At 64.0% G+C, this 21165-nt stretch carries 24 protein-coding genes; 7 read left to right on the top strand and 17 right to left on the bottom strand.

The genetic code is table 11. From position 1 onward, the window contains the following. From RQP55_RS03400 to RQP55_RS03380, 5 genes are all read right to left on the bottom strand, one after another. Positions 1-687 (bottom strand): hypothetical protein, encoded by a 687-nt coding sequence (locus tag RQP55_RS03400; RefSeq protein WP_315608782.1) that lies wholly within the window; start codon positions 685-687, stop codon positions 1-3. A 10-nt stretch (positions 688-697) separates the two neighbouring features. Next, the gene (gene folD / locus RQP55_RS03395; protein ID WP_315608781.1) at positions 698-1606 is read right to left on the bottom strand and encodes a bifunctional methylenetetrahydrofolate dehydrogenase/methenyltetrahydrofolate cyclohydrolase FolD; all 909 of its coding nucleotides are present in this window, start codon (positions 1604-1606) and stop codon (positions 698-700) included. Beyond that, complete coding sequence (locus RQP55_RS03390) at positions 1603-1896, bottom strand: YggT family protein (protein WP_315608780.1); 294 nt, start codon at positions 1894-1896, stop codon at positions 1603-1605. Before RQP55_RS03390 ends, folD begins: the two co-directional genes overlap by 4 nt. Before the next feature lie 29 nt (positions 1897-1925). Continuing rightward, positions 1926-2822, bottom strand: a complete 897-nt coding sequence (gene argB, locus RQP55_RS03385; RefSeq protein ID WP_315608779.1) for an acetylglutamate kinase — start codon at positions 2820-2822, stop codon at positions 1926-1928. 62 nt (positions 2823-2884) lie between these two features. After that, positions 2885-3532, bottom strand: a complete 648-nt coding sequence (locus tag RQP55_RS03380) for a queuosine precursor transporter (protein ID WP_315608778.1) — start codon at positions 3530-3532, stop codon at positions 2885-2887. A gap of 115 nt (positions 3533-3647) precedes the next feature. Between RQP55_RS03380 and RQP55_RS03375 the strand changes: the two genes are divergently transcribed. Further along, on the top strand, positions 3648-4880 hold the full coding sequence (locus RQP55_RS03375) for a NupC/NupG family nucleoside CNT transporter (RefSeq protein WP_315608777.1): 1233 nt from the start codon (positions 3648-3650) through the stop codon (positions 4878-4880). Between the two features lie 74 nt (positions 4881-4954). After that, positions 4955-5323, top strand: a complete 369-nt coding sequence (locus RQP55_RS03370; RefSeq protein WP_315608776.1) for a thermonuclease family protein — start codon at positions 4955-4957, stop codon at positions 5321-5323. A gap of 90 nt (positions 5324-5413) precedes the next feature. On the opposite strand, the gene RQP55_RS03365 is transcribed toward RQP55_RS03370, so the two are convergent. Both RQP55_RS03365 and RQP55_RS03360 read right to left on the bottom strand, forming a co-directional pair. Then, on the bottom strand, positions 5414-6169 hold the full coding sequence (locus RQP55_RS03365; protein WP_315608775.1) for a molybdopterin-dependent oxidoreductase: 756 nt from the start codon (positions 6167-6169) through the stop codon (positions 5414-5416). After that, entirely contained in the window at positions 6166-6930 is a 765-nt protein-coding gene (locus RQP55_RS03360; protein WP_315608774.1) for a cytochrome b/b6 domain-containing protein, read from the bottom strand. Before RQP55_RS03360 ends, RQP55_RS03365 begins: the two co-directional genes overlap by 4 nt. Before the next feature lie 115 nt (positions 6931-7045). On the opposite strand from RQP55_RS03360, the gene RQP55_RS03355 reads away from it, so the two are divergent. The 3 genes from RQP55_RS03355 (at position 7046) to RQP55_RS03345 (ending at position 12033) form a co-directional block, all read left to right on the top strand. Continuing rightward, positions 7046-7951, top strand: a complete 906-nt coding sequence (locus RQP55_RS03355) for a DMT family transporter (protein WP_315608773.1) — start codon at positions 7046-7048, stop codon at positions 7949-7951. A 139-nt stretch (positions 7952-8090) separates the two neighbouring features. Then, positions 8091-10766 (top strand): aconitate hydratase AcnA, encoded by a 2676-nt coding sequence (acnA, locus tag RQP55_RS03350; protein WP_315608772.1) that lies wholly within the window; start codon positions 8091-8093, stop codon positions 10764-10766. 124 nt (positions 10767-10890) lie between these two features. Then, a complete protein-coding gene (locus tag RQP55_RS03345; protein ID WP_315608771.1) occupies positions 10891-12033 on the top strand; it encodes a hypothetical protein in 1143 nt (380 codons plus the stop codon). Between the two features lie 196 nt (positions 12034-12229). On the opposite strand, the gene ruvB is transcribed toward RQP55_RS03345, so the two are convergent. From ruvB to RQP55_RS03305, 8 genes are all read right to left on the bottom strand, one after another. Continuing rightward, entirely contained in the window at positions 12230-13270 is a 1041-nt protein-coding gene (gene ruvB, locus RQP55_RS03340; protein WP_315608770.1) for a Holliday junction branch migration DNA helicase RuvB, read from the bottom strand. After that, positions 13267-13866 (bottom strand): Holliday junction branch migration protein RuvA, encoded by a 600-nt coding sequence (ruvA, locus tag RQP55_RS03335; RefSeq protein WP_315608769.1) that lies wholly within the window; start codon positions 13864-13866, stop codon positions 13267-13269. The genes ruvB and ruvA overlap by 4 nt, the downstream gene beginning before the upstream one ends. 66 nt (positions 13867-13932) lie before the next feature. Next, positions 13933-14271: a hypothetical protein gene (locus tag RQP55_RS03330; RefSeq protein WP_315608768.1), complete on the bottom strand. Its 339-nt coding sequence runs from the start codon at positions 14269-14271 to the stop codon at positions 13933-13935. Positions 14272-14332: 61 nt separating this feature from the next. Then, positions 14333-14803: a crossover junction endodeoxyribonuclease RuvC gene (gene ruvC, locus RQP55_RS03325; protein WP_315609000.1), complete on the bottom strand. Its 471-nt coding sequence runs from the start codon at positions 14801-14803 to the stop codon at positions 14333-14335. Beyond that, positions 14800-15543, bottom strand: coding sequence for a YebC/PmpR family DNA-binding transcriptional regulator (locus tag RQP55_RS03320; protein ID WP_315608767.1), 744 nt, complete (start codon positions 15541-15543; stop codon positions 14800-14802). Before RQP55_RS03320 ends, ruvC begins: the two co-directional genes overlap by 4 nt. A 59-nt stretch (positions 15544-15602) precedes the next feature. After that, entirely contained in the window at positions 15603-15920 is a 318-nt protein-coding gene (locus tag RQP55_RS03315; RefSeq protein ID WP_315608766.1) for a heavy metal-binding domain-containing protein, read from the bottom strand. Between the two features lie 66 nt (positions 15921-15986). Continuing rightward, positions 15987-16223 carry a DUF2312 domain-containing protein gene (locus RQP55_RS03310; protein WP_315608765.1) on the bottom strand — a complete coding sequence of 79 codons (237 nt, stop codon included), beginning with the start codon at positions 16221-16223 and terminating at the stop codon, positions 15987-15989. Between the two features lie 43 nt (positions 16224-16266). Continuing rightward, complete coding sequence (locus RQP55_RS03305) at positions 16267-16602, bottom strand: DUF1244 domain-containing protein (RefSeq protein WP_315608764.1); 336 nt, start codon at positions 16600-16602, stop codon at positions 16267-16269. Positions 16603-16668: 66 nt separating this feature from the next. Between RQP55_RS03305 and pyk the strand changes: the two genes are divergently transcribed. Next, the gene (pyk, locus tag RQP55_RS03300; protein ID WP_315608763.1) at positions 16669-18126 is read left to right on the top strand and encodes a pyruvate kinase; all 1458 of its coding nucleotides are present in this window, start codon (positions 16669-16671) and stop codon (positions 18124-18126) included. A 12-nt stretch (positions 18127-18138) separates the two neighbouring features. Here the strand turns inward: pyk and RQP55_RS03295 are convergent, their stop codons facing one another. Both RQP55_RS03295 and RQP55_RS03290 read right to left on the bottom strand, forming a co-directional pair. Then, entirely contained in the window at positions 18139-19887 is a 1749-nt protein-coding gene (locus tag RQP55_RS03295; protein ID WP_315608762.1) for a class I adenylate-forming enzyme family protein, read from the bottom strand. A gap of 45 nt (positions 19888-19932) precedes the next feature. Beyond that, complete coding sequence (locus RQP55_RS03290; protein ID WP_315608761.1) at positions 19933-20595, bottom strand: YggS family pyridoxal phosphate-dependent enzyme; 663 nt, start codon at positions 20593-20595, stop codon at positions 19933-19935. Between RQP55_RS03290 and RQP55_RS03285 the strand changes: the two genes are divergently transcribed. Further along, positions 20594-21127: a thiamine phosphate synthase gene (locus RQP55_RS03285; protein WP_315608760.1), complete on the top strand. Its 534-nt coding sequence runs from the start codon at positions 20594-20596 to the stop codon at positions 21125-21127. The genes RQP55_RS03290 and RQP55_RS03285 overlap by 2 nt on opposite strands. Positions 21128-21165 lie beyond the last annotated feature (38 nt).

The following is a 21165-nucleotide window of genomic DNA, read 5'->3' as shown; positions in this document are numbered from 1 at the left end:
TTAACGATCCGGTCCGCTCGATTCGGTGAAGGCTTCGCGCCAGTCGCCGTTCTTCCAGAGAGACACCGCAATCCGCCGCGTACCATCAGGCATGACCGTGGTGGTCCAGCGCAGGGTGTTATCGGCTGCCGAGCCAGAGGCGATGTCTGCCCCGCTGGTCCCGGCGAAATGCCCGGTAACAGTCAGCAGCTCATCGCGTTTCGGACAGTCGGCAACGCTGGCTACAACCATTTCCGGCGCGGGCTCGGCCGGTTTCGCTGCCAGGCTCATGTCCGCAGTCCATTTGTAAGCGCCGTTGCGCTGGCGCTGCCAGACGGTTGCGAATGTACCGCTGGCGTTGGGGCTTTGCCAACTGCCACGGGTCACGGCGTAAGAGCCATCGCAGCTCGACCAGACGGCGTGCGGCTGCCACTTGACCGCCACGACGGGTTCCGGGCGCCCCTTCAACCAGTCTGCGGCCTTAACCCGCTGCGGCACGAACATTTCCGCCCCCTCTGCCGCCGTCGCACGAAAAGCGGCCCACTGGCCCTTTTCCAGAGCAAGCCGGGCGAAGGCGGATTCCGCCACAATCACATCGCCGGGGTTGGCAACCGGCTTCAGCGCCATGCCATAACGCGGCAGGCGCGGACCCGACGCGCAAGCGGCCAGCGCCAGCGACACGGTTGCGGCAATCAGGAAACGCTTCATGGCCGGCAGCCTAGAGCGCATCGTCCTCCAGCGCCACCCCCGCATTGCGGTGCGCGGCGACCAAAGTGTTGCGCAGCAGGACGGCAATCGTCATCGGCCCGACCCCGCCGGGAACTGGGGTAATGGCACCAGCAACAGCACTGGCCCCGGCATAATCGACATCACCGATCAGCCGCGTCTTGCCTTCTGAGCCATTTGCATCGGGCGCAGGGACGCGGTTGATGCCAACGTCGATCACGGTTGCGCCGGGCTTGAGCCAATCGGCCTTGACCATTTCCGGACGGCCGACAGCGGCCACGACGATATCGGCCCGGCGGACCACATCCGGCAGATTCTGCGTGCGGCTGTGGGCGATGGTCACGGTGCAGCTTTCCGCCAGCAGCAACTGTGCCATCGGCTTGCCGACCAGGATTGATCGCCCGATCACCACGGCATCCTTGCCCGAAAGGTCGCCAAGCTGGTCCTTGAGCAGCATCAGGCAGCCCAGCGGAGTGCATGGCACCAGACCGGGCAACCCCAGCGCCAGGCGGCCGGTGCTGGTGGGGGTCAGGCCATCGACATCCTTGCCGGGGCTGATCCGTTCCACCACGGCCTGCTCGTCAAGGTGCCCCGGCAGCGGCAGCTGGACCAGGATCCCGTCCACCGCCGGATCGGCATTGAGCCGTTCGACCAGCGCAATCAGATCTACCTGGGTGGTATCGGCCGGCAGCTTGTGTTCGAAGCTGGCCATGCCGGCCTCGACCGTCTGCTTGCCCTTGTTGCGGACGTAAACCTGGCTGGCTGGGTCATCTCCGACCAGCACGACCGCGAGACCAGCCTTGCGTCCGGCCCTGATTTCAAATGCAGCGGCAGCAACACCCACACGCTCGCGCAGAGCGGCGGCAAAGGCCTTGCCATCGATTACCCGGGCCTGGCTCATCCGACTTGCCGCCCGACATAGGAGAGAATGATAATCGCCACCTGGATCAGCAGCAGCAGCACGATCGGCGAAAAATCGATGCCGCCGGTGTGCGGCAGGCGGCGCTTGATCGGGGCAAGGATCGGATCGAGGATCGCATTGAGCGCGGTCCACAGCGCCGAAACAAGCTGGTTGTGATAATTCACCACGTTGAAGCTGATCAGCAGCCCCAGAATGAACTGCACGATCACCGCCGTGGTGATCACATTTGCCAGCAGCACCAGGATCGGGATGAGCACTTCGTTGATCATCGGTTTGGTCCTTGGGAGGGAAAGGGGCCTTAGCGGCGGATCAGGGTGCCTGCCCCGCGCGCGGTGAACACTTCGATCAGCATGGCGTGCGGCACCCGCCCATCCAGCACGACGGCTGCCTCGCACCCGGCCTCAACCGCGTGGATGCAGGTTTCCAGCTTGGGGATCATCCCGCCGCTGATCGTGCCATCATCCTGCAACTGGTTGATGTCCGCCGGGGTCAGGTCGGTCAGCAGCTTGCCCTGCTTGTCGAGCACCCCGGCAACATCCGTTAGCAGGAACAGCCGCGCCGCGCCCAACGCGGCGGCAATGGCCCCAGCCATGGTATCGGCATTGATATTATAGGTCTCGCCATCGGCGCCCGGGGCAATCGGCGCGATCACCGGGATCATGCCGGCAGCGCTAGCGGTTTCGATCAGCGTTACGTCAACCGAGGTCGGCTCACCCACAAAGCCCAGGTCAATCGCCTGTTCGATGTTGCTTTCCGGGTCCTTCGTGGTCCGTTCAACCTTGGTTGCGGTAACCAGCCCGCCGTCCTTGCCGGAAATGCCCAGCGCCTTGCCGCCAGCGCCGGCGATCCAGCCGACCAGTTCCTTGTTGATCGCGCCGGACAGGACCATTTCGGCCACTTCGGCGGTGGCCTTGTCGGTCACTCGCAGGCCATCGATGAACTTGCTTTCCACGCCCAGTTTCTTGAGCATCGCGCCGATCTGCGGGCCGCCCCCGTGGACCACCACCGGATTGATCCCGACGGCCTTCAGCAGCACCACGTCTTCCGCAAAGTCCCGCGCCAGTTCGGGGTCGCCCATGGCATGGCCGCCGTACTTCACCACGAACGTGCGCCCGGCATAGCGCTGCAGATAGGGCAATGCCTCAACCAGCGTTTCGGCCTTGGCGAGCATCAGCGGATCGTGGGACTGGGTCATCCCCGCGCCTTTAGCCCGCTTCTCGCGGATTTGAAGCGTTTTGTCACGCTGCGCGGCCGATCCTAGGCACGATCAAGCCAGCGCCCCAGCTTCACGAAGACCACGATCAGCGGCGGAACCATGATCGTCGAAAGCACCAGCTTGGAAATGATCTGGCCTTCCATGATCTGCCCCAGCGGCATGTCCTGGCCATAGAAGCTGATCGTGATGAACAGGATCGTATCGACAATCTGCGACAGGATGCTGGCGATCCACGCGCGCAATACCAACGCCTTGCCTTGCCCGCCGGCAATCCGGCTGAACAAGTAGACGTTGAGCGTTTGCGAGGTGCCGTATGAAATCAGCCCGGCAAACTGCATCCGCACGCCCTGGCCCAGCAGTTTGGCGAAGGCTTCCTGATCGCCCCAGAACGGCGCGGGCGGCACCAGGCGGATCACCACCGTCAGCATCACCATCGACACGATCAGCGGGACGAAGCCATAGCGAACCAGCTGGTTGGCGCGGTCCTGCCCGAACAATTCGGCCACCGCGCTGGAGATAATCACCAGGAACAGGAAAGCGAAAATTCCGCTCTCCACCGCAAGGTCACCCAGCAAAGGCCAGCTGCCGAGCGAGGCAAGCTTGACCCCCATTACTCCGGCGAGCACGCAAAGCCCCCCGTAAAGCAGCGAAAAGGCGAAGAGCGAGCGCGGGATCGTGACAGTCTGCATCGACAGCGACTTAGCGATCTTCGCACGCTTGTGGAAGGCCCGGTAAATACGGCTATGCGCAGCGCCCCGGCCTCGTTACCTAACGCGCGAAATTACCGCGGGGAGCGCCATTGCCATGCTGATCGTCAACAGCCTGATCGGGATCGTCCTGATTCTGGCCATCGCCTGGCTGATATCATCGAATCGCAAGGCGATCCGGCTGCGCGTGGTCGGTGCGGCTTTTGCGTTGCAGGCGGGTCTAGCCGCGCTGGTGCTTTACGTGCCGTTCGGCAAGCACATGCTGAAAGGCGCGGCTGACGGGGTCAGCGCCTTGCTGGGCTATGCCCATGCCGGGGTTGAGTTCCTGTTCGGCCCGCTGGCCAAGCCGGAAATCGGCGGGAACAGCTTTGCCATCGCCGCCCTGCCGGTGATCATCTTCTTCGCGGCGCTGATCTCGATCCTCTATTACCTTGGCATGATGCAACTGGTGATCAAGTGGATCGGCGGCGGGCTGGAAAAGATCACAGGCATCTCGAAGGTCGAGAGCCTTGGCGCGGCGAGCAACATCTTCGTCGGCCAGTCCGAAAGCCCGCTGGTGGTCCGCCCCTATCTCGCCACGCTGGCCCCCAGCCAACTGTTCTGTCTGATGACCGTCGGCATGGCCGGGGTCGCCGGCACGATCCTGGCTGCCTATGCCAGCATGGGCATCCGGATCGACTACCTGGTTGCTGCGGCCTTCATGTCGGCACCCGGCGGGATCCTGATGGCGAAGATGATCATGCCCGATCCCACCGACGGCAAGATCATTGAGCCCGATGACGTCAAGGTCGCCGGGCTGGAAGATGAGCCCCCGGCCAATATCATCATGGCCGCATCGCAGGGCGCCCAGACGGGGGTGAAGCTGGCTGTCGCAGTTGGCGCCATGGTCTTGGCCTTTGTCGCGCTGGTGGCGCTGGCCAACGGCATCCTGGGCGCCATCGGCGGCTGGTTGGGCCGTCCGGACCTCTCGTTCCAGATGATCCTTGGCTATGTCTTTGCCCCGGTCTTCTGGCTGCTGGCTGGCCCGGATTGGACGCAGGCCCTGCACGCCGGCGGCTTTTTCGGCACCAAAGTGGTGCTGAACGAATTCGTCGCCTTCATCGATCTGGGGCAAATGCAGGGACTGTCCGAGCGGACCGTTGCCGTTGTCACCTTCGCGCTCTGCGGGTTCGCCAACTTCAGCTCGATCGCCATCCAAATGGCGGTTACCGGCAGCCTTGCGCCTGAACAGCGTCCGGTCATTGCCCGGCTTGGCTTCAAGGCGCTGATTGCAGGCAGCCTGTCGAACCTGATGAGCGCAGCCCTGGCCGGCCTGTTCCTTAGCCTGTAACTGCTCGAGAGCCGAGGTAAACCAGGGGTTTCTGCGAATAGCTTGAAGCTTGGCGGCGCGGCAGGCAGTAGGCCATGCCTGCACTTGCCCTGTCCGCTGCCGCCCTGTTCACGCTGTGCGCGGCCGGACCGCGTGAAACCTGCGTCGTCGATGGCGACACCTTCTGGCTTGCCGGTGAGAAGATCCGGCTTGCAGACATCAACGCCCCTGAAACCGCTCAGGCGCAATGCTCGGCCGAACGCATCCGGGGCGAGGCCGCCAAGTTAAGGCTGCTCGAGTTGCTTAACGAAGGACCAGTCGATTTGGTGGGCGGTCCGCGCAGCCGTGATCGCTATGGACGGCGGCTAGCCATAGCCATCCGCGAAGGGGAAAGCCTGGGCGCGCGCCTTGTCAGCGAAGGCCTGGCCGAGCCTTGGCGGGGGCGGCGTTCAAGCTGGTGCTGATGCAAGCCCGGCACAAATCAGCGGAGGCCTGATCAACAACTATCTGGCTGGCCGGACGGTATCCGGTTTGGTTGTTCGACAAATCGCCGATTAAATCCCGGCCCACCACTGGTAGCCGCGGTTGTCTTCCCAGAACCCGCCCTTGCCGCCGTAAAGCCCGGCCAGGCTTTCGCGCAGCTCGATCCGCATGATGTACTTCGCATGCTTGTAGCCAAGCTGGCGTTCGGTGCGCAAACGGATGGGGGCACCATGCGGTTCGGTAAGGGGGGCATCGTTCATCCGCCAGGCCAGGATGGTCTGCGGATGAAAGGCTTCAAGCAGATCGATCGATTCGTAGTACGGCTTACCCTCCAGCTTGTCCGCACAGTGGAACACGACATAGCGCGCGCCGGGCATCAGCCCGGCCGAGCTGAGGATGGCGCCCAGTTGCGGCCCCTGCCACTTGCCAATTGCACTCCACCCCTCAACGCAATCGTGGCGGGTGATCTGGGTCCGCTGCGGCATCGCCTTAAGCGCGGTGAGCGGCAGCGAAAGCGGGCGATGGACCAGCCCATCAACCGTCAGCGCCCACTGCGCGAAGCCATTGGCCAACATTCCGCGATAGGCCGGATCGGCAACGCCCAGGCTGCCGTTGGCCTTGAACACGGGCGACATATCCGCCTCGGCAAACTCGCGCGCCAGGCTGTCACCAATGATCGCGCGCTGCGTCAGTTCGTGGAGACGGCCAACGCCAGCCAGGCCATCCTTAAAGGGCTGACTATCGTTCAGCGCATCACAGCCAGACAGGAGCAGGCCACTCGCGCCGGCGGCCCCGAATTGCAGAGCCTTGCGTCGGGTGATGATCATTGGCCGGCCTCCTTGTCCTTGGGCAGCCGATACCACCCGGTCAACATCGAGCGGACTTCATTAATCGGCCCTGCCAGCACGACCATCACCATGTGGACCAGGAAGAACAGCACCAGTCCCATGGCGGCAATGAAGTGGATCGAGCGCGCCGTCTGCCGACCGCCGAACAGATCGACCAGCCACGGCCAGGCGCTATCCAGCGCGGGTGACATAGCCAACCCGGTCAGGATCATGGCGGGCAGCAGCACAAACAGGACCCCGCCATAGGCCAGCTTCTGCAAGACGTTGTAATTGAGCGCCTCGGCCCCGGTCGGGAAGCGCAACTTCGCGTGTTCGACGATGTCGTCCAGGATATGCCGAGGGCTCCATTCCGCGCGGGTGATGTGCAGCCGCCGCGCGATATGGCCGCGCAGCAATCCCCACACGAGGTAGCCAGCAAAGGCCAGCACCAGCAGCCAGGCAAAGGCAAAGTGCCACAACCGCGCATCGGCCAGGCTGTAGTGCGAAGGGATTGTCATCCATCCGGGAAACGCCGTGTCCTCCAGCGCGGCCAGCACCAGCCAGGCGGAATCATGTTCGGAACCGTAATGCCCCCAGTACAGCCGGGGATGGGCATTGAGGATCATCAGCCCGCTCATCAGCATGACCAGGATGCTGATTGCATTGGTCCAATGCCACAGCCGCGTTGCCAGCGCATGGCGCCGCACCAGCTCCCCACCTTGCGGCTCGACACTGGTTTGAGGCTGATTGGCACTGTCCACGGGCGACCCTTCCCTACGTAGTTTTGCAAAGATACAGCGATTTCCGATAAATACCAGCCTTAGCTTGCCACTCTCGCCCTGCTGCCATACCCGGCAAGCCAAGGGAGAGAATTTCGTGCCGCCAGGCCAGTATCGCCATCATCCTGTCATGCCATTCCTGGTCGCCGCCAGCGGGATCGCGCTATTCAGCGTGATGGACGCGGTGATGAAGACGGCAAGCCTGGCGGTGGGGGCCTATAACGCCATGCTGTTTCGTTCGGCCTTTGGCGTGTTGTTCATGCTGCCGCTGTGGCGCCTGAGCGGCGGACGCTGGCCGCAAGGCCCAGCGCTGCGGCTTCACGCCCTGCGCGGGGCAATCAGTGCGGGCCTGGCCACCAGCTTCTTCTGGGGCCTGATCCGATTACCGCTGGCAGAGGCGATTGCCCTGTCCTTCATCGCTCCGCTGATCGCGCTGTACCTTGCCGCGGCCATGCTGGGAGAGAAGATCAGCCGCAATGCTGTGATCGCATCGCTGCTGGGCTTTGCCGGGGTGCTGGTGATCGGCGCGGGGCGGCTGGGGCGCGAGGCGCTGAGCGAGGACGCCATGTGGGGTATCGCGGCGGTCCTGCTGTCCGCCGTGCTCTATGCCTTCAACTTGATCTTCCAACGCCAGCAGGCTCAGCTGGCCAGCCCGCAGGAAGTGGCCCTGTTCCAGATGGGTTTTGCGGGATTGTTCCTGGTTCTGGCCGCGCCCTGGCTGGCCGTGCCCCCCAATCTTCCAACACTGGGCTGGATCGCGACCGGCGCCGCGCTGGCTGCAGTCTCGCTCATGCTGCTCAGCTGGGCCTATGGTCGGGCCGAAGCGCAGGTCCTGCTGCCGATCGAATACACCGCCTTTGTCTGGGCGGCCCTGTTTGGCTGGCTGTTCTTCGCCGAAGCCGTGACCCTTGAAACGATGGCCGGGGTGGCGCTGATTGTCATTGGCTGCTGGATCGCGGCGCGCAGGTCCGTGCCCAGCCATACCGAGCAGACCACACTTTAGTCCAGTCCAGCCGGGATTCCCGGCGCAGCCCCTTGACCTTCTGCCAAAACCCGCGCATCGGCGGCGCCGATATGGCTCGGCTGCACCCGCGAAAGGGGCGTGCGCGCAGACGGGCACCACCAACAGGAGTATTTGCGGGATGACCCAGGTCGGACAGGACACCCTCGGGACGCGCAGCACGCTGAGCGTCGGCGGCAAGGACTATGCCTATTATTCGCTCAAGAAGGCCGCGGCCAAGCTGGGCGATGTCAGCCCCCTGCCCTTCTCGATGAAGGTCCTGCTGGAAAACCTGCTGCGCTTCGAGGATGGCGGCTTCACCGTTTCGACCGATCACGTGAAAGCGGTGATCGACTGGCAAAAGAACCCCAAGGAATCGACCGAGGAAATCCAGTACCGCCCGGCTCGGGTGCTGCTGCAGGACTTCACCGGCGTGCCCTGCGTGGTTGACCTTGCGGCGATGCGCGATGCCATTGCCAAGCTTGGCGGCGATACCAGCAAGATCAACCCGCTGGTTCCCGTAAACCTGGTGATCGACCACTCGGTGATGGTTGACGAATTCGGCCACCCCAAGGCGTTCCAGGAAAACGTCGAGATCGAATACCACCGCAACATGGAACGCTATGACTTCCTCAAGTGGGGTTCCAAGTCGCTCAACAACTTTTACGCCGTGCCGCCGGGCACCGGCATCTGCCACCAGGTGAACCTGGAAAACATCGCCAAGACCGTCTGGACCAGCCAGGACCAGAACGGGGCGACCGTGGCCTATCCCGACACCTGCGTCGGCACCGACAGCCACACCACGATGATCAACGGCCTGGGCGTGCTGGGCTGGGGCGTTGGCGGGATCGAAGCCGAAGCCGCGATGCTCGGCCAGCCGGTTTCGATGCTGATCCCCGAAGTTGTCGGCTTCAAGCTCACCGGGTCCTTGCGCGAAGGCGTGACCGCGACCGACCTGGTGCTGACCTGCACCAACCTGCTGCGCAAGCACGGCGTGGTCGGCCGCTTTGTTGAATACTACGGCCCGGGCCTTGCCTCGCTTAGCCTGGCGGACCGCGCCACCCTTGCCAACATGGCACCGGAATATGGCGCAACCTGCGGCTTCTTCGGGATCGATGACAAGACGATCGATTACCTGCGCCTCACCGGCCGCGAAGAAAGCCAGATCGCGCTGGTCGAAGCCTATGCCAAGGAGCAGGGCTTCTGGATCGATCCGGCCGCCGCCGATCCGATCTTCTCTTCGACGTTGGAACTCGACATGGGCACCGTCGTCCCCAGCCTCGCCGGGCCGAAGCGCCCGCAGGACCGCGTCAACCTGGAAGACGTCGATGATGTCTTCGCCAAGGACATGGCCGAGACCTACAAGAAGGCCAACACCCGCGTACCGGTTGAGGGCAAGGACTTCGATATCGGCGATGGCGACGTGATGATCGCCGCGATCACCAGCTGCACCAACACCTCTAACCCGGGCGTGCTGGTTGCTGCCGGCCTTGTCGCCAAGAAGGCCGACGAGCTGGGCCTGAAGCCCAAGCCCTGGGTCAAGACCTCGCTCGCCCCCGGGTCGCAGGTCGTCACTGACTACCTGATCAAGGCCGGCCTCCAGTCGCACCTCGACAATATCGGCTTCAACCTGGTCGGCTATGGCTGCACCACCTGCATCGGCAACTCGGGCCCGCTGGCCGAACCGATCAGCAAGGCGATCAACGAGAACGGCCTGGTCGCCGCTGCGGTGATCTCGGGCAACCGCAACTTCGAAGGCCGCGTCAGCCCTGACGTGCGTGCCAACTTCCTTGCCAGCCCGCCGCTGGTCGTGGCCTATGCGCTCAAAGGCACGGTGATCGACGATTTCGTCACCACCCCGATTGGCAAGGGCAAGGATGGCCAGGACGTGTTCCTTAAGGACATCTGGCCGACCAACCTTGAAGTTGCCGAAACCATGGCGGCCTGCGTCACGCGCGAAATGTTCCAGGCCCGCTATGCCGACGTCTACAAGGGTGACGAGCATTGGCAGGCGATCAACGTCACGGGTTCGGAAACCTACTCATGGCGCGCCGGCAGCACCTATGTTGCCAACCCACCCTACTTCGAAGGCATGTCGATGACTCCGGCCCCGGTTCAGGACATCGTCGAAGCCAAGCCGCTGCTGATCCTGGGCGATTCGATCACGACCGACCACATCAGCCCGGCCGGCAACATCAAGGCCGACAGCCCGGCTGGCCAGTGGCTGATGGAGCACCAGGTCGCCAAGGCAGACTTCAACTCCTATGGCGCGCGCCGCGGCCACCACGACGTGATGATGCGCGGCACTTTCGCCAACATCCGCATCCGCAACGAAATGGTTGCCGGCACCGAAGGCGGGTTCAGCCGCTATGGCGACCAGGTCCTGCCGGTTTATGACGTGGCAATGAAGCACAAGGCCGATGGCACGCCGATGGTGGTTGTCGCCGGCAAGGAATATGGCACCGGTTCGTCGCGTGACTGGGCGGCCAAGGGCACCAACCTGCTGGGCGTCCGCGCGGTGATCGTCGAAAGCTTTGAGCGCATCCACCGCTCGAACCTGGTCGGTATGGGCGTGCTGCCGCTGCAGTTCAAGGATGGCGAAACCCGCGAGACCCTGGGTCTCGATGGCGATTGCACCTACACCATCACGGGCGTTGCCAGCCTCAAGCCGCGCCAGGACGTGGAAGTGGCTGTGACCCGCAAGGACGGCAGCCAGTTCACCTTCACCGCGCTTTGCCGCATCGATACCGCCAATGAGGTGGAATACTTCATGAACGGTGGCATCCTGCACTATGTGCTGCGCAAGCTGGCAGCCTGATCCATCGTTCGGCCGCTCGGTGAGCGGTCGGCAGGCAAACAGAAAGGGCGGCCGATTGGCCGCCCTTTCCTTATTTGGCACCTGAAGCAGTACCGGCTGGCGTGAGGCCTAGGAGGCCGCTTTCTTGCCGAGCCGGCGCCGCCCGACCAGCGTGGCAGCTGCAGCGCCAAACAGCAGCAGCATCGGCGGTCCGGGAACCTCGGTCCCTCCCGAACTTGTGGTGCTGGTCGACGTGATGTCGGTCCCGCTGCTTGACGATGAAGAACTGGTCGAGGTTGAGCTGGATGTCGACGAACTTGTCGAACTCGACGATGAGGACCCCGTTGAAGTCGAGGTGGCCCCACCGGTTGTCGAAGTCGAGGTCGAGGTCGCCCCGCCAGAAGTCGACGTTGAGGTCGAGGTTGAACTGGAGCTGGAGCTAGAACTGGAACTTGAGGTCGACGTTGAGGTCGAAGTCGAAGTCGAGGTCGAACCACCGCCCGTCGACGAGGTCGAACCGCCCGTTGATGTCGAACCACCGCCCGTCGAGGTGGTAGAACCGCCGGTCGAGGTCGAGCCACCGCCCGTCGAGGTGGTTGAACCGCCGGTCGAAGTCGAACCGCCGCCCGTCGACGAGGTCGAGCCACCAGTCGAGGTTGACCCGCCGCCGGTGGAGGTGGTGGAGCCGCCGGTCGAAGTTGACGCCCCGCCGGTCGAAGTTGAAGTCGCGCCGCCGCTCGTAGTCGAGGAACCACCGGTCGAGGTGAAGGTGCCGCCGGTGGACGTCACGCCGCCGGTCGTCGTGGTCGATACCGAAACGCTGCCCCCGCCGCTGCTACCCCCGCCGCCAAAGAACCCGCCAAAGAACCCGCCACCAAAGCCGAAGCCGCCCGAACCGCCGATAACCGTAACCTCACTGCCCCCACCCTGCGGGGAAGGCTGCGGCGGCATCGGCGGAAGCGGCATCTGCATGGGCACCATGGCCAGCATTTGCTGCTCAGGCTGGGCGCAGGGGACGGTCCGGCTGACAACGCGACGCGCCGTGTTCGGATCCTGCAGCTTGCAAGTCGCAGTCCGGATCACTCGGCGCTTCAACGCTTTAGGTTTTGTCCGGGCCACAGGCTTGGCCTTGGCATGCTTGACGTACTGGACCTGGCTGGCTGGAGCTTCAGCGATATGCACCGCTCCACCTCCAATCACCGCGCCCCCCGCCGCAAGCGCGGACAATTTCACAAGTGCCATCCGAACCGACATAAGCTCTGCTCTCTTTGCCTTTAGCAGGGACTGATCTGACCGCTGATGCAGTCAAGGTGCCCCTATAGGTCTAGAAACGCAGAGGAATCCTTAAGGGACAATCGCATTAACCCTGTTTCTGCCACACAAAGGCTGAATTCTCGGCAAGGCAGGGGCTGGAAGCGGGCGGCTGTCCCAAACTGAAACCAAATGGGGCGCAATTCCCTAACGGCGCCCGAGCATGGCCAGTACTATTTGCTTGGCGAATCGGCCGAATCGAACAGGCCACCCTGATTTCCGGTCGGCGCATTCAGGCCAAGGTGCTGCCAGCCGCGGGCATTAAGGCAGCGACCGCGCGCGGTCCGCGCAATCAGGCCAAGCTGGATCAGGTACGGCTCGATCACGTCTTCGATCGTGTCGCGCGGTTCGGACAGGCCGGCCGCCAGGGTTTCGACCCCAACCGGGCCGCCATTGTACAGCTCGGCAATCATGGTCAGGTACCGGCGGTCCATCGCATCAAGACCCAGGTTGTCGACTTCCAGCCGGGTCAGGGCGGAATCGGCTTGCCCCTGGGTGATTGCGGCATGGCCTTCGACATGGGCAAAATCGCGCACCCGGCGCAGCAGACGGCCCGCGATCCGCGGGGTGCCGCGCGAACGGCGGGCAATTTCGCGCGCGCCGGCCGGTTCGATATCGATGCCCAGCAGTCCGGCCCCGCGGGTAACCACACGCTCAAGCTCCTGCTCGGTGTAAAAGTTCAGGCGCACCGGAATGCCGAAGCGGTCGCGCAGCGGCGTGGTCAGCAGGCCGGCCCGGGTCGTGGCGCCAACCAGGGTAAACGGCGGCAGGTCAATCCGCACCGAACGGGCCGAGGGCCCCTCGCCGATGATCAGGTCCAGCGCGCGGTCTTCCATCGCCGGATAGAGTACTTCCTCCACCTGCGGGTTGAGGCGGTGGATCTCGTCGATGAACAGGACATCGCCCTCTTCCAGGTTGGTCAGCAGCGCGGCGAGATCGCCTGCTTTGGCTATGACCGGGCCGGAGGTGGCACGAAAGCCGACGCCCAGCTCCTTGGCCACGATCTGCGCCAGCGTGGTCTTGCCCAGGCCCGGCGGGCCGAAGAACAGCACATGGTCCATCGCCTCGCGCCGCTGGCGGGCGCTTTCGATGAACACCCGCAGGTTATCCTTGGCCGCCGCCTGGCCGACGAATTCGTCAAGCGACTTGGGCCGCAGCGCCGCGTCAGCGTCTTCGACCTGGCGGGTAGAGGAGAGGAGCGGGTTGTCGGTCATCCCGCCACCCGCTTCAGCGCGACGCGCACCAGATCATTCAGCCCGGCACCCTCGCCCAGTTCTTCCAGTGCGCGGGCGACGGCGTCGGTCGCGACATTGGGCTTGAAGCCCAGGTTCTGCAGCGCCGAGACAGCATCCTGGCTGGACGATCCACGCGGAGCGGCGGCGATGGCAGCTCCGGCTGCGGAAGGCAGGCCACCAGCCTTGTCCCTCAGCTCGTTGACGATCCGGCTGGCCAGCTTTGGCCCCACGCCCTGCGCGCGGGCGACCATGGCGGCATCGGCACTGGCACAGGCACGCTGGAGTTCATCAACCGTCAGCGCAGAAAGCACCGCCAGCGCCATCTTGCTGCCCACGCCCTGCACGCCGGTGAGCAGGCGGAACCATTCGCGTTCCCCCCCGCTGGCAAAGCCGATCAGGCGCATGTCGTTTTCAGAGACCTGCAGTTCGGTATGCACAGTCACCTTGTCACCGCGCACACCCAGCGCATCGAGCGTGCGCGCACTGCAATGCACCAGATAGCCCACGCCATTGACGTCGATCACGGCCCAATCAGGTCCGAAATCATCAAGCAGGCCAGAGAGGCGGGCGATCATGCACGCGGGTTAACCTGCCGCAGCGCGCTCGGCAAGCAAAAGGAACAAGTGGCGAACAGTTATGAACTAGAAGCGCGGCAAGGGGATATCTGCAGCGATCCGGCAGGCCAGCGCAGCGGCACCAACCTGGAACAGCACTTCGCGATCATCGATCCGCCCGGCAACGCGGATCAAGTCACCAAAGGTCAGAGGGCCGTCACGATCATAATAGCGCGCCGCCCGGGTCAGGCGGCTGACCTGGCTGGTGCTGAGATGCCCGCGCAGGAATTCTGCGGCGCAGCTCGACTGGTTTTCACTCAGCCCATAGCGCTGGAGGGCATCGGAGATCTGGTAACGGCTGGCGGTGCAGCCCGAGACAGCAAGGCCGGCCATTGCGGCCAGTGCAAGCAAGCGGTGAAAGGGCATGGGGTGGCTCCTGTCTGCTGCCAAAGCAGCACGTTGCACCCCCTGCATTAACCCCCGATGGCTAGCTCCGGTTCAAATGAGCGTGGGTTATTGCCACGGCCAGCGCATCGGCGGCATCGGCCCCGGCGGGGGTCACGCCCGGCAGCAGGACCTTGAGCATGGCCTGGACCTGGGCCTTTTCCGCCCCGCCCGTGCCGACCACCGCCTTCTTGACCAGCGTAGGCGCATATTCGGCAACCGACAGCCCGGCGCGAGCCAGCGCCAGCAGGCAGACCCCGCGCGCCTGGCCCAGCTTCAGCGTAGATTGCGCGTTCTTGTTGACGAAAACTTCCTCGACCGCACCCGTGTCCGGGCGGTGGCGCAGCAGCACGTCGGTCAGTTCCCGGTCCAGCACCACCAGCCGCTCGGCCAGCGGGGCCTTGGGATCGGTCTTTACCTGGCCATTGGCAATGTGGCTCAGCCGGTTGCCGCTCTTGGCGACGATCCCCCAGCCGGTGCAGCTGAGGGAGGGATCGAGGCCGATGATGATCAGCCCAACTGCTCCATGACCGCGTCCGGGATTTCGTAATTGCCCCAGACGGTCTGGACGTCGTCGTCGTCGTCAAGCACGTCGATCAGCTTGAGCAGGGTCGCGGCGTCTTCTGCGCTGACTTCGGTCTTGAGGCTGGGCTTCCAGGCTAGCTTCACGCCCTCGGCCTCGCCCAGCACCTTTTCCAGCTCGCGCGCCACGGGGTGGAGGTTTTCCACCGCCACCCAGATGGCGTGTGCATCGTCATCGCTTTCAACGTCGTCGGCGCCGGCTTCGAGTGCGGCTTCGAACACCTTGTCGGCATCGCCCGCGCTGCCCGGATATTCGATCAGGCCAAGCCGTTCGAACCCGTGGCTCACCGCGCCAGAAGCGCCGAGGTTGCCGCCATTCTTGGCAAAGGCGGTGCGCACGTTGGTGGCAGTACGGTTGCGGTTGTCGGTCAGCGCTTCAACAATCAGCGCGACGCCGCCCGGGCCATAGCCTTCATAGCGGATTTCTTCGTAGTTCTCGCCATCGCCGCGGCTGGCCTTGTCGATCGCCCGCTGGATATTGTCCTTGGGCATCGACTGCGCCTTAGCGGCATTGACCGCGGCGCGCAGGCGCGGGTTCATGTCCGGATCGGGCATGCCCATCTTGGCGGCAACGGTGATTTCGCGGCTCAGCTTGGAAAACTGGGCGGCGCGCTTCTTATCCTGCGCACCCTTGCGGTGCATGATATTCTTGAATTTGGAATGGCCTGCCATGGGGATATACCGTCAGCTAGGGATTGGAATTGAGCCGCCCCCTAGCCGACCGGCTCCGATCAGACAACCACGGCCGTGCCGGTGGCGCTAACCATCAGCATCGAGCCATTGGCGCCGAGCACTTCGTAATCGAGATCAACCCCGACCACGGCATTGCCGCCCATGCCGGCGGCGAACTGCTTCATTTCATCGAGCGCCTGCATCCGGGCGCGGGCCAGCACGTCCTCATAGGAACCCGAGCGCCCGCCAACGATGTCGCGGATGCTGGCGAACAGATCGCGGAACATGTTGGCGCCAACGATCACTTCGCCGGTAACCACACCAAGGTATTGCTGGACCGGACGGCCTTCGATCGTGGGGGTGGTGGTAACGATCATGCGGGGTGCTCCTTTTCCCGGTGCTGATGCACCAAAGATAGGAGCGGCTCCCCGCCAATCAAGCGCTTAGCCGAGGCCCAGCGCCGCCTTGTAGACATCAAGGATCGCTTCCATCTCGGCGCGATCATCGGGCTTCATCTTCCGCAGGCGGACGATCTGGCGCATGATCTTGGCATCATAGCCCACGGCCTTGGCTTCGGCGTAGACATCACGAATGTCGTCGGCGATGCCCTTCTTTTCCTCTTCCAGGCGTTCCACGCGTTCGATCAGCAGGCGCAGGCGGTCGTCGGTGGTTTCAGCCATGTGAAAGTAAGCTCCGGTAAAAGGTGAATCGGTTGACCGGCTCTTAGGGGGTGGGTGCGTTCTTCTTCAAGCTCTCGGCCATGGCTTCAAGCTGTTCGGGAGTCGCTTCCCTGTGGAAACGCGCTTTCCATGTCGCTGAGGACATGCCGTGGATTACCTCGCGGGCACCTTCCTTGTCATAGGGCGCACCGGCATCGCGGATCCAGTCGGCCAGGCAATTGCGGCAAAAGCCGGCCAGAACCATCAGCTCGATATTCTGTGCGTCATGACGGTGGCGCAGGTGGCGCACCAATCGCCGGAAAGCGGTGGCGGCAACGGCATCATCCAGCGCCTCAAGGGGATCTGCGGGGTTCGCATTCGTATTTTCAGAACAGCTCATGGGCATACCCTTGGGTTTTCATCGCCACTTTGCCATAGGGGCGGCGATAAGAAGAAGGAATTTTACGTGGCAAAATTCGATCCGCGTGGGCGCAAGATCAAGATCCTCGCAACGCTGGGGCCGGCCAGCCGCAGCCCCGAAATGATCGAAAAGCTGGTGCGCGCTGGCGCCGATGCCTTCCGCGTCAACATGAGCCACGGCGATCATGAAACTCACGCCCAGACCATCGCCGCAATCCGCGCGGTCGAAAAGGAAATCGGGCGCCCGATCGCCGTGCTGTGCGACCTGCAAGGCCCCAAGCTACGCGTTGGCCAATTCAAGGACGGCAAGGCGGTTATCCGCCATTCGGGCCACTTCACGCTCGACCGCAATCCCGAGCTGGGTGACGAAAGCCGCGTCTATCTGCCCCATCCGGAGCTGTTCGGCGTCCTCCAGAAGGGCCAGCGGCTGCTAATCGATGACGGCAAATTGCGGCTCAAGGTGATCGAAGCCAGCCTCGACGCAATCCTCTGCTCGGCCGAAGTCGGGGGTGTCATCATGGACCGCAAGGGCGTCAACGTGCCCGACGCTGTCGTGCCGGTGCCAGCCCTGACGGAGAAGGACCGCCGCGACCTGGCCTTCGCGCTCGAACAAGGGGCAGACTGGATCGCGCTGTCCTTTGTCCAGCGTCCGGAGGACGTCGCCGAGGCGCGCAAGCTGATCGGTGGCACCCAGACTGCGTTGATGGCCAAGATTGAAAAGCCCGCCGCAATCAGTCGGCTCGATGAAATCATCGAACTGGCCGACGGGATCATGGTTGCCCGCGGTGACCTGGGGGTTGAGCTGAACCCCGAAGAAGTGCCGCCGCTGCAGAAGCGCATCGTCGCGGCCACCCGCCGTTCGGGCAAGCCGGTGGTCGTCGCTACGCAGATGCTGGAATCGATGATCGAAAGCCCGGCCCCGACCCGCGCCGAAGTGTCCGATGTGGCCAATGCGGTTTACGACGGAGCCGACGCGGTCATGCTTTCGGCCGAAACCGCCAGCGGTGCCTGGCCGGTTGAAGCTGTGACGATCATGGACCGCATCGCCGGACAGGTAGAGCGCGACCCGGGCTATCGCCAGCAGGTCAGCTTTGCCGACGTAATGCCTGACCGCACCACGGCCGATGCGCTGGCCCATTCCTGCGCCTCGATTGCGGAATCGTTGCCGATTGCGGGCGTGATCGTGTTCACCGGATCGGGCAGCACCGCCCGCCGCGTGGCGCGCGAACGCCCCGCCGCCCCGATGCTGGTGCTGACCCCTTCACAGAAGATCGCCCGCAAGCTGGCGCTGCTGTGGGGCGCCCATGCCGTCACCACCAAGGACATTGGTAGCTTTGAAGAGATGATCGGCAAGGGCAAGCGGATGGCGCTGCGCCATGGCTTCGGCACCGCCGGATCAAAGCTGATCACCCTGGCCGGGGTGCCCTTTGGCACGCCTGGTTCGACCAACCTGCTCCATGTCGTTACCCTGCAGGGCGACGAACTGGATCGCCACAAGGGCTAATCAAACCAAGGGCTAATCAAACAGCGCCTTGAGGTCCTTCTTGAGGATCTTGCCATTGGCGTTGCGCGGCAGCGTTTCGGGATGGAACAGGATCCGCACCGGGACCTTGAAGGCTGCCAGGCGTTCGCGGACCCAGGCCTGCAGTTCGGCTTCGCTGGCGGACTGGCCCGGCGTCAGGTGGACGACGGCGGCCGGCTCCTCGCCCAGGGTGCGGTGCGGAATACCAACCACGGCGGCATCCATCACCGCCGGGTGATCGTAAAGCACGTTCTCGACCTCGGATGAGTAGATGTTCTCGCCGCCGCGGATCACGATGTCCTTGGCCCGGTCTGCGATGTAGCAGAAACCCTCCTCGTCGAGCCAGGCAAGGTCCCCGGTGCGCACCCAGCCATCGATGAAGGTCGCAGCAGAGGTTTCCGGGTTGTTCCAGTATCCCTTCACGATCATTGGGCCTGAAGCATAGAGTTCGCCAATCTGGCCGGGTGGCAGGTCCTGGCCGTCCTCGCCCAGCACCTTGAGCCTGGCAACGGCAACCGGCGGGCCGCAGCTGGTCGGGCGATTGAGATAGTCTTCAGCCGAAAGCCCGGTAACGGTTGCGGTCGTCTCGGTCATGCCCCAGCCATTGCCAGGCAAGGCGCCAAACACTTCGCGGATCTTGCGCACCAGATCCGGCGCCGAGGGCGCGCCGCCATAGGCAATCGCCTCGATCGAGGACAGGTCATACTTTTCACGCGCCGGGTGTTCGATCAATTGCCAGGCGATGGTCGGCACCCCGCCAGTCGAATTGACCTTTTCGCGCTCGATGATCTGGAAGGCCTTTTCCGGTTCCCACTTGTACATGAAGATCATCGTGTGGCCCGCGGCGATCGCCCCCATCATCGTTGCCGAACAGGCGGTGGCGTGGAACAGCGGAATGACTGTCAGCACCACCTTGCGCGCCGGATCCGGCAGAGGCTCGCCCCGCCGCAGCACTTGCCGCGCCGCGCCATAGGCACTGGAAAGTATATTGGTGACGAAATTGCGGTGCGTGCCCAGCGCACCCTTGGGGTTGCCGGTTGTGCCAGAGGTGTAAAGGATCGTCGCATCATCATCGGGCGCGATTGCCACGGCAGGAAGGTCCTGATCGGGCAGCTTGCCCCAGGCCGATGAGGGACCGATCACGCTTTCCAGCGCAGTAACCCCGGCCGGGACGGGATCGCGCCGCGAAACGATCACCTGCGCAAGGTCGGCCAGTTCGGCCCGGTGCGGGGCAATCCGGTCAAGCCGCTCACCATCGCAGACCAGCACCTTGGCGCCAGAATGGGCAAGGCCATAGGCCAGCTCCGGACCGGTCCACCAGGCATTAAGCGGCACGCAGATCGCACCGATGGTAACGGCCGCGAAGAACACTACCGGCCATTCGGGCAGGTTGCGCATGGCCAGGGCCACCCGGTCACCCTTCGTTACGCCCAGCGATTGCAAATGTCGGCCAAGAGCAGCAACCGCGCGGAACCAGGCGCCGTAGGAGACACGCTCATCCTCGTAGATCAGGAAGGTCGCATTGCCATGGCTGCGGCCCACGCGGGCCAGGGCGGCAAGGTTTTCGGGTGCGTTCTTCCAGACCCGCGTCGGCACGCCGCGAATGGGGATCGTTTCATATTCAAACTTGGCGCCGGGCGCACAGAGGATGGCTTCGCATTCGGCCAGGCTGCGTGCTGGCCAGCCGGCCGGAATCCATTCCTTGAAACTATCGCCGGAAATGTCGGGTGCTGCTTCGCTCATGATCCTCCACGGCGGTCGCTCTGCCACCTTGGAGGACAGGCTAGGTCAGCCGCGCGCGCCGAACAAGGCGGAACCGACGCGAATGTGGGTAGCACCCAGCATGATCGCGGTTTCGAAATCGTCGCTCATCCCCATCGAGCGTCCGGCCAGACCGTGATCGCGCGCCAACTTATCGAGCAGCGCGAAGAATGGCGCACCCTCGATCCCCACGGGCGGGACGCACATCAGCCCGATCACCGGGATCTGCGCCGCGCGGGCTTCGGCCAGCAGGGCCGGGAGATCAGCAATCGCGCAGCCGCCCTTCTGCTCTTCAGCCCCGATATTGACCTGAACAAAGCACGGCACCCGCCGACCAGTCTTGTCCATCGCCTTGCCCAGTGCGCCGACCAGCGAAGGGCGGTCAAGCGAGGGGATGCAATCGAACAGGGCCACCGCATCCTCGGCCTTGTTTGACTGGAGCTGGCCGACGAGGTGCAAGGCAATGTCGGGATTGCCCTCGCGCAGGGCGGGCCACTTTTCGGCAGCTTCCTGCACCCGGTTTTCCCCGAACACACGCTGACCCGCAGCGATCAGCGGCGCGATGCGTTCAGCCGGATGGGTCTTGCTGACAGCCACCAGCGTCACGTCCGCTGGCTTGCGACCGGCAATCTCTGCGGTGCGGGCAATGCGGGCGTGGATCTCGGCGAGCGCGGTGGCTGGATCAGTCATGGCGCGGTGCTATAGCGATGCCGTGCCGCAAATGAAGCCCTTGCCCGAAATCTGGTTGCTGAGCGACGCGCGCAACGATGCGGTGCTGGAACGCGCGCTCAGGCAGTTGCCGCGTGGCAGCGGCTTTGTGTTTCGCCATTACCATTTGCCAGACGATGAACGGCGCAGGCGCTGGCGGGCCCTGGCCAGGATCGCACGCGCACGCGGCATCCGCCTGGTCCTGTCTGGCAGCGCGGCGCAGGCGCGGCACTGGGGGGCAGACGGTTCCTATGGCGCGCACCGCGATGCGGCCCTGGCAACGGCCCATTCGCTGCGCGAATTGCGGCGGGCCGCCCGTGCCCAGGCCGTCTTGTTGTCTCCGGTTTTCCCAACCCGGTCGCATCCGGGGGGCAGGGTCCTTGGCCCGCTGCGCTTCCGCCTGCTCGCCGCGCGCTCACGCGTGCCGGTAATTGCGCTCGGCGGGATGAGCCAAGCCGCCAACCGGCGGCTGAAGTGGCCGCGCTGGGCCGCTATCGACGCCTTTTTGCGTTAAGGCGACTCGCCAGATTTCCATGGATTCTTGACGCGGAG

Origin of the sequence: Novosphingobium sp. APW14 (assembly GCF_032337075.1) — a bacterium.
Taxonomy (GTDB): domain Bacteria; phylum Pseudomonadota; class Alphaproteobacteria; order Sphingomonadales; family Sphingomonadaceae; genus Novosphingobium.
The sequence above is the reverse complement of the archived record's forward strand: the minus strand, read 5'-3'. Positions and strand labels throughout refer to the sequence as shown.

Excerpts from the sequence above, each read along its gene's own strand:
- RQP55_RS03315 (WP_315608766.1), bottom strand. The coding sequence starts at position 15,920 with ATGATCGTTACCACCACCCCCACGATCGAAGGCCGTCCGGTCCAGCAA.
- RQP55_RS03400 (WP_315608782.1), bottom strand. The coding sequence starts at position 687 with ATGAAGCGTTTCCTGATTGCCGCAACCGTGTCGCTGGCGCTGGCCGCT.
- RQP55_RS03310 (WP_315608765.1), bottom strand. The coding sequence starts at position 16,223 with ATGGCTGAAACCACCGACGACCGCCTGCGCCTGCTGATCGAACGCGTG.
- RQP55_RS03380 (WP_315608778.1), bottom strand. The coding sequence starts at position 3,532 with ATGCAGACTGTCACGATCCCGCGCTCGCTCTTCGCCTTTTCGCTGCTT.
- RQP55_RS03285 (WP_315608760.1), top strand. The coding sequence starts at position 20,594 with ATGGCGCGGTGCTATAGCGATGCCGTGCCGCAAATGAAGCCCTTGCCC.
- folD (WP_315608781.1), bottom strand. The coding sequence starts at position 1,606 with ATGAGCCAGGCCCGGGTAATCGATGGCAAGGCCTTTGCCGCCGCTCTG.
- RQP55_RS03365 (WP_315608775.1), bottom strand. The coding sequence starts at position 6,169 with ATGATCATCACCCGACGCAAGGCTCTGCAATTCGGGGCCGCCGGCGCG.
- argB (WP_315608779.1), bottom strand. The coding sequence starts at position 2,822 with ATGACCCAGTCCCACGATCCGCTGATGCTCGCCAAGGCCGAAACGCTG.
- ruvB (WP_315608770.1), bottom strand. The coding sequence starts at position 13,270 with ATGACCGACAACCCGCTCCTCTCCTCTACCCGCCAGGTCGAAGACGCT.
- RQP55_RS03330 (WP_315608768.1), bottom strand. The coding sequence starts at position 14,271 with ATGCCCTTTCACCGCTTGCTTGCACTGGCCGCAATGGCCGGCCTTGCT.
- ruvA (WP_315608769.1), bottom strand. The coding sequence starts at position 13,866 with ATGATCGCCCGCCTCTCTGGCCTGCTTGATGATTTCGGACCTGATTGG.
- RQP55_RS03390 (WP_315608780.1), bottom strand. The coding sequence starts at position 1,896 with ATGATCAACGAAGTGCTCATCCCGATCCTGGTGCTGCTGGCAAATGTG.
- RQP55_RS03320 (WP_315608767.1), bottom strand. The coding sequence starts at position 15,543 with ATGGCAGGCCATTCCAAATTCAAGAATATCATGCACCGCAAGGGTGCG.
- acnA (WP_315608772.1), top strand. The coding sequence starts at position 8,091 with ATGACCCAGGTCGGACAGGACACCCTCGGGACGCGCAGCACGCTGAGC.
- RQP55_RS03370 (WP_315608776.1), top strand. The coding sequence starts at position 4,955 with ATGCCTGCACTTGCCCTGTCCGCTGCCGCCCTGTTCACGCTGTGCGCG.
- RQP55_RS03295 (WP_315608762.1), bottom strand. The coding sequence starts at position 19,887 with ATGAGCGAAGCAGCACCCGACATTTCCGGCGATAGTTTCAAGGAATGG.
- RQP55_RS03305 (WP_315608764.1), bottom strand. The coding sequence starts at position 16,602 with ATGAGCTGTTCTGAAAATACGAATGCGAACCCCGCAGATCCCCTTGAG.
- RQP55_RS03290 (WP_315608761.1), bottom strand. The coding sequence starts at position 20,595 with ATGACTGATCCAGCCACCGCGCTCGCCGAGATCCACGCCCGCATTGCC.
- RQP55_RS03375 (WP_315608777.1), top strand. The coding sequence starts at position 3,648 with ATGCTGATCGTCAACAGCCTGATCGGGATCGTCCTGATTCTGGCCATC.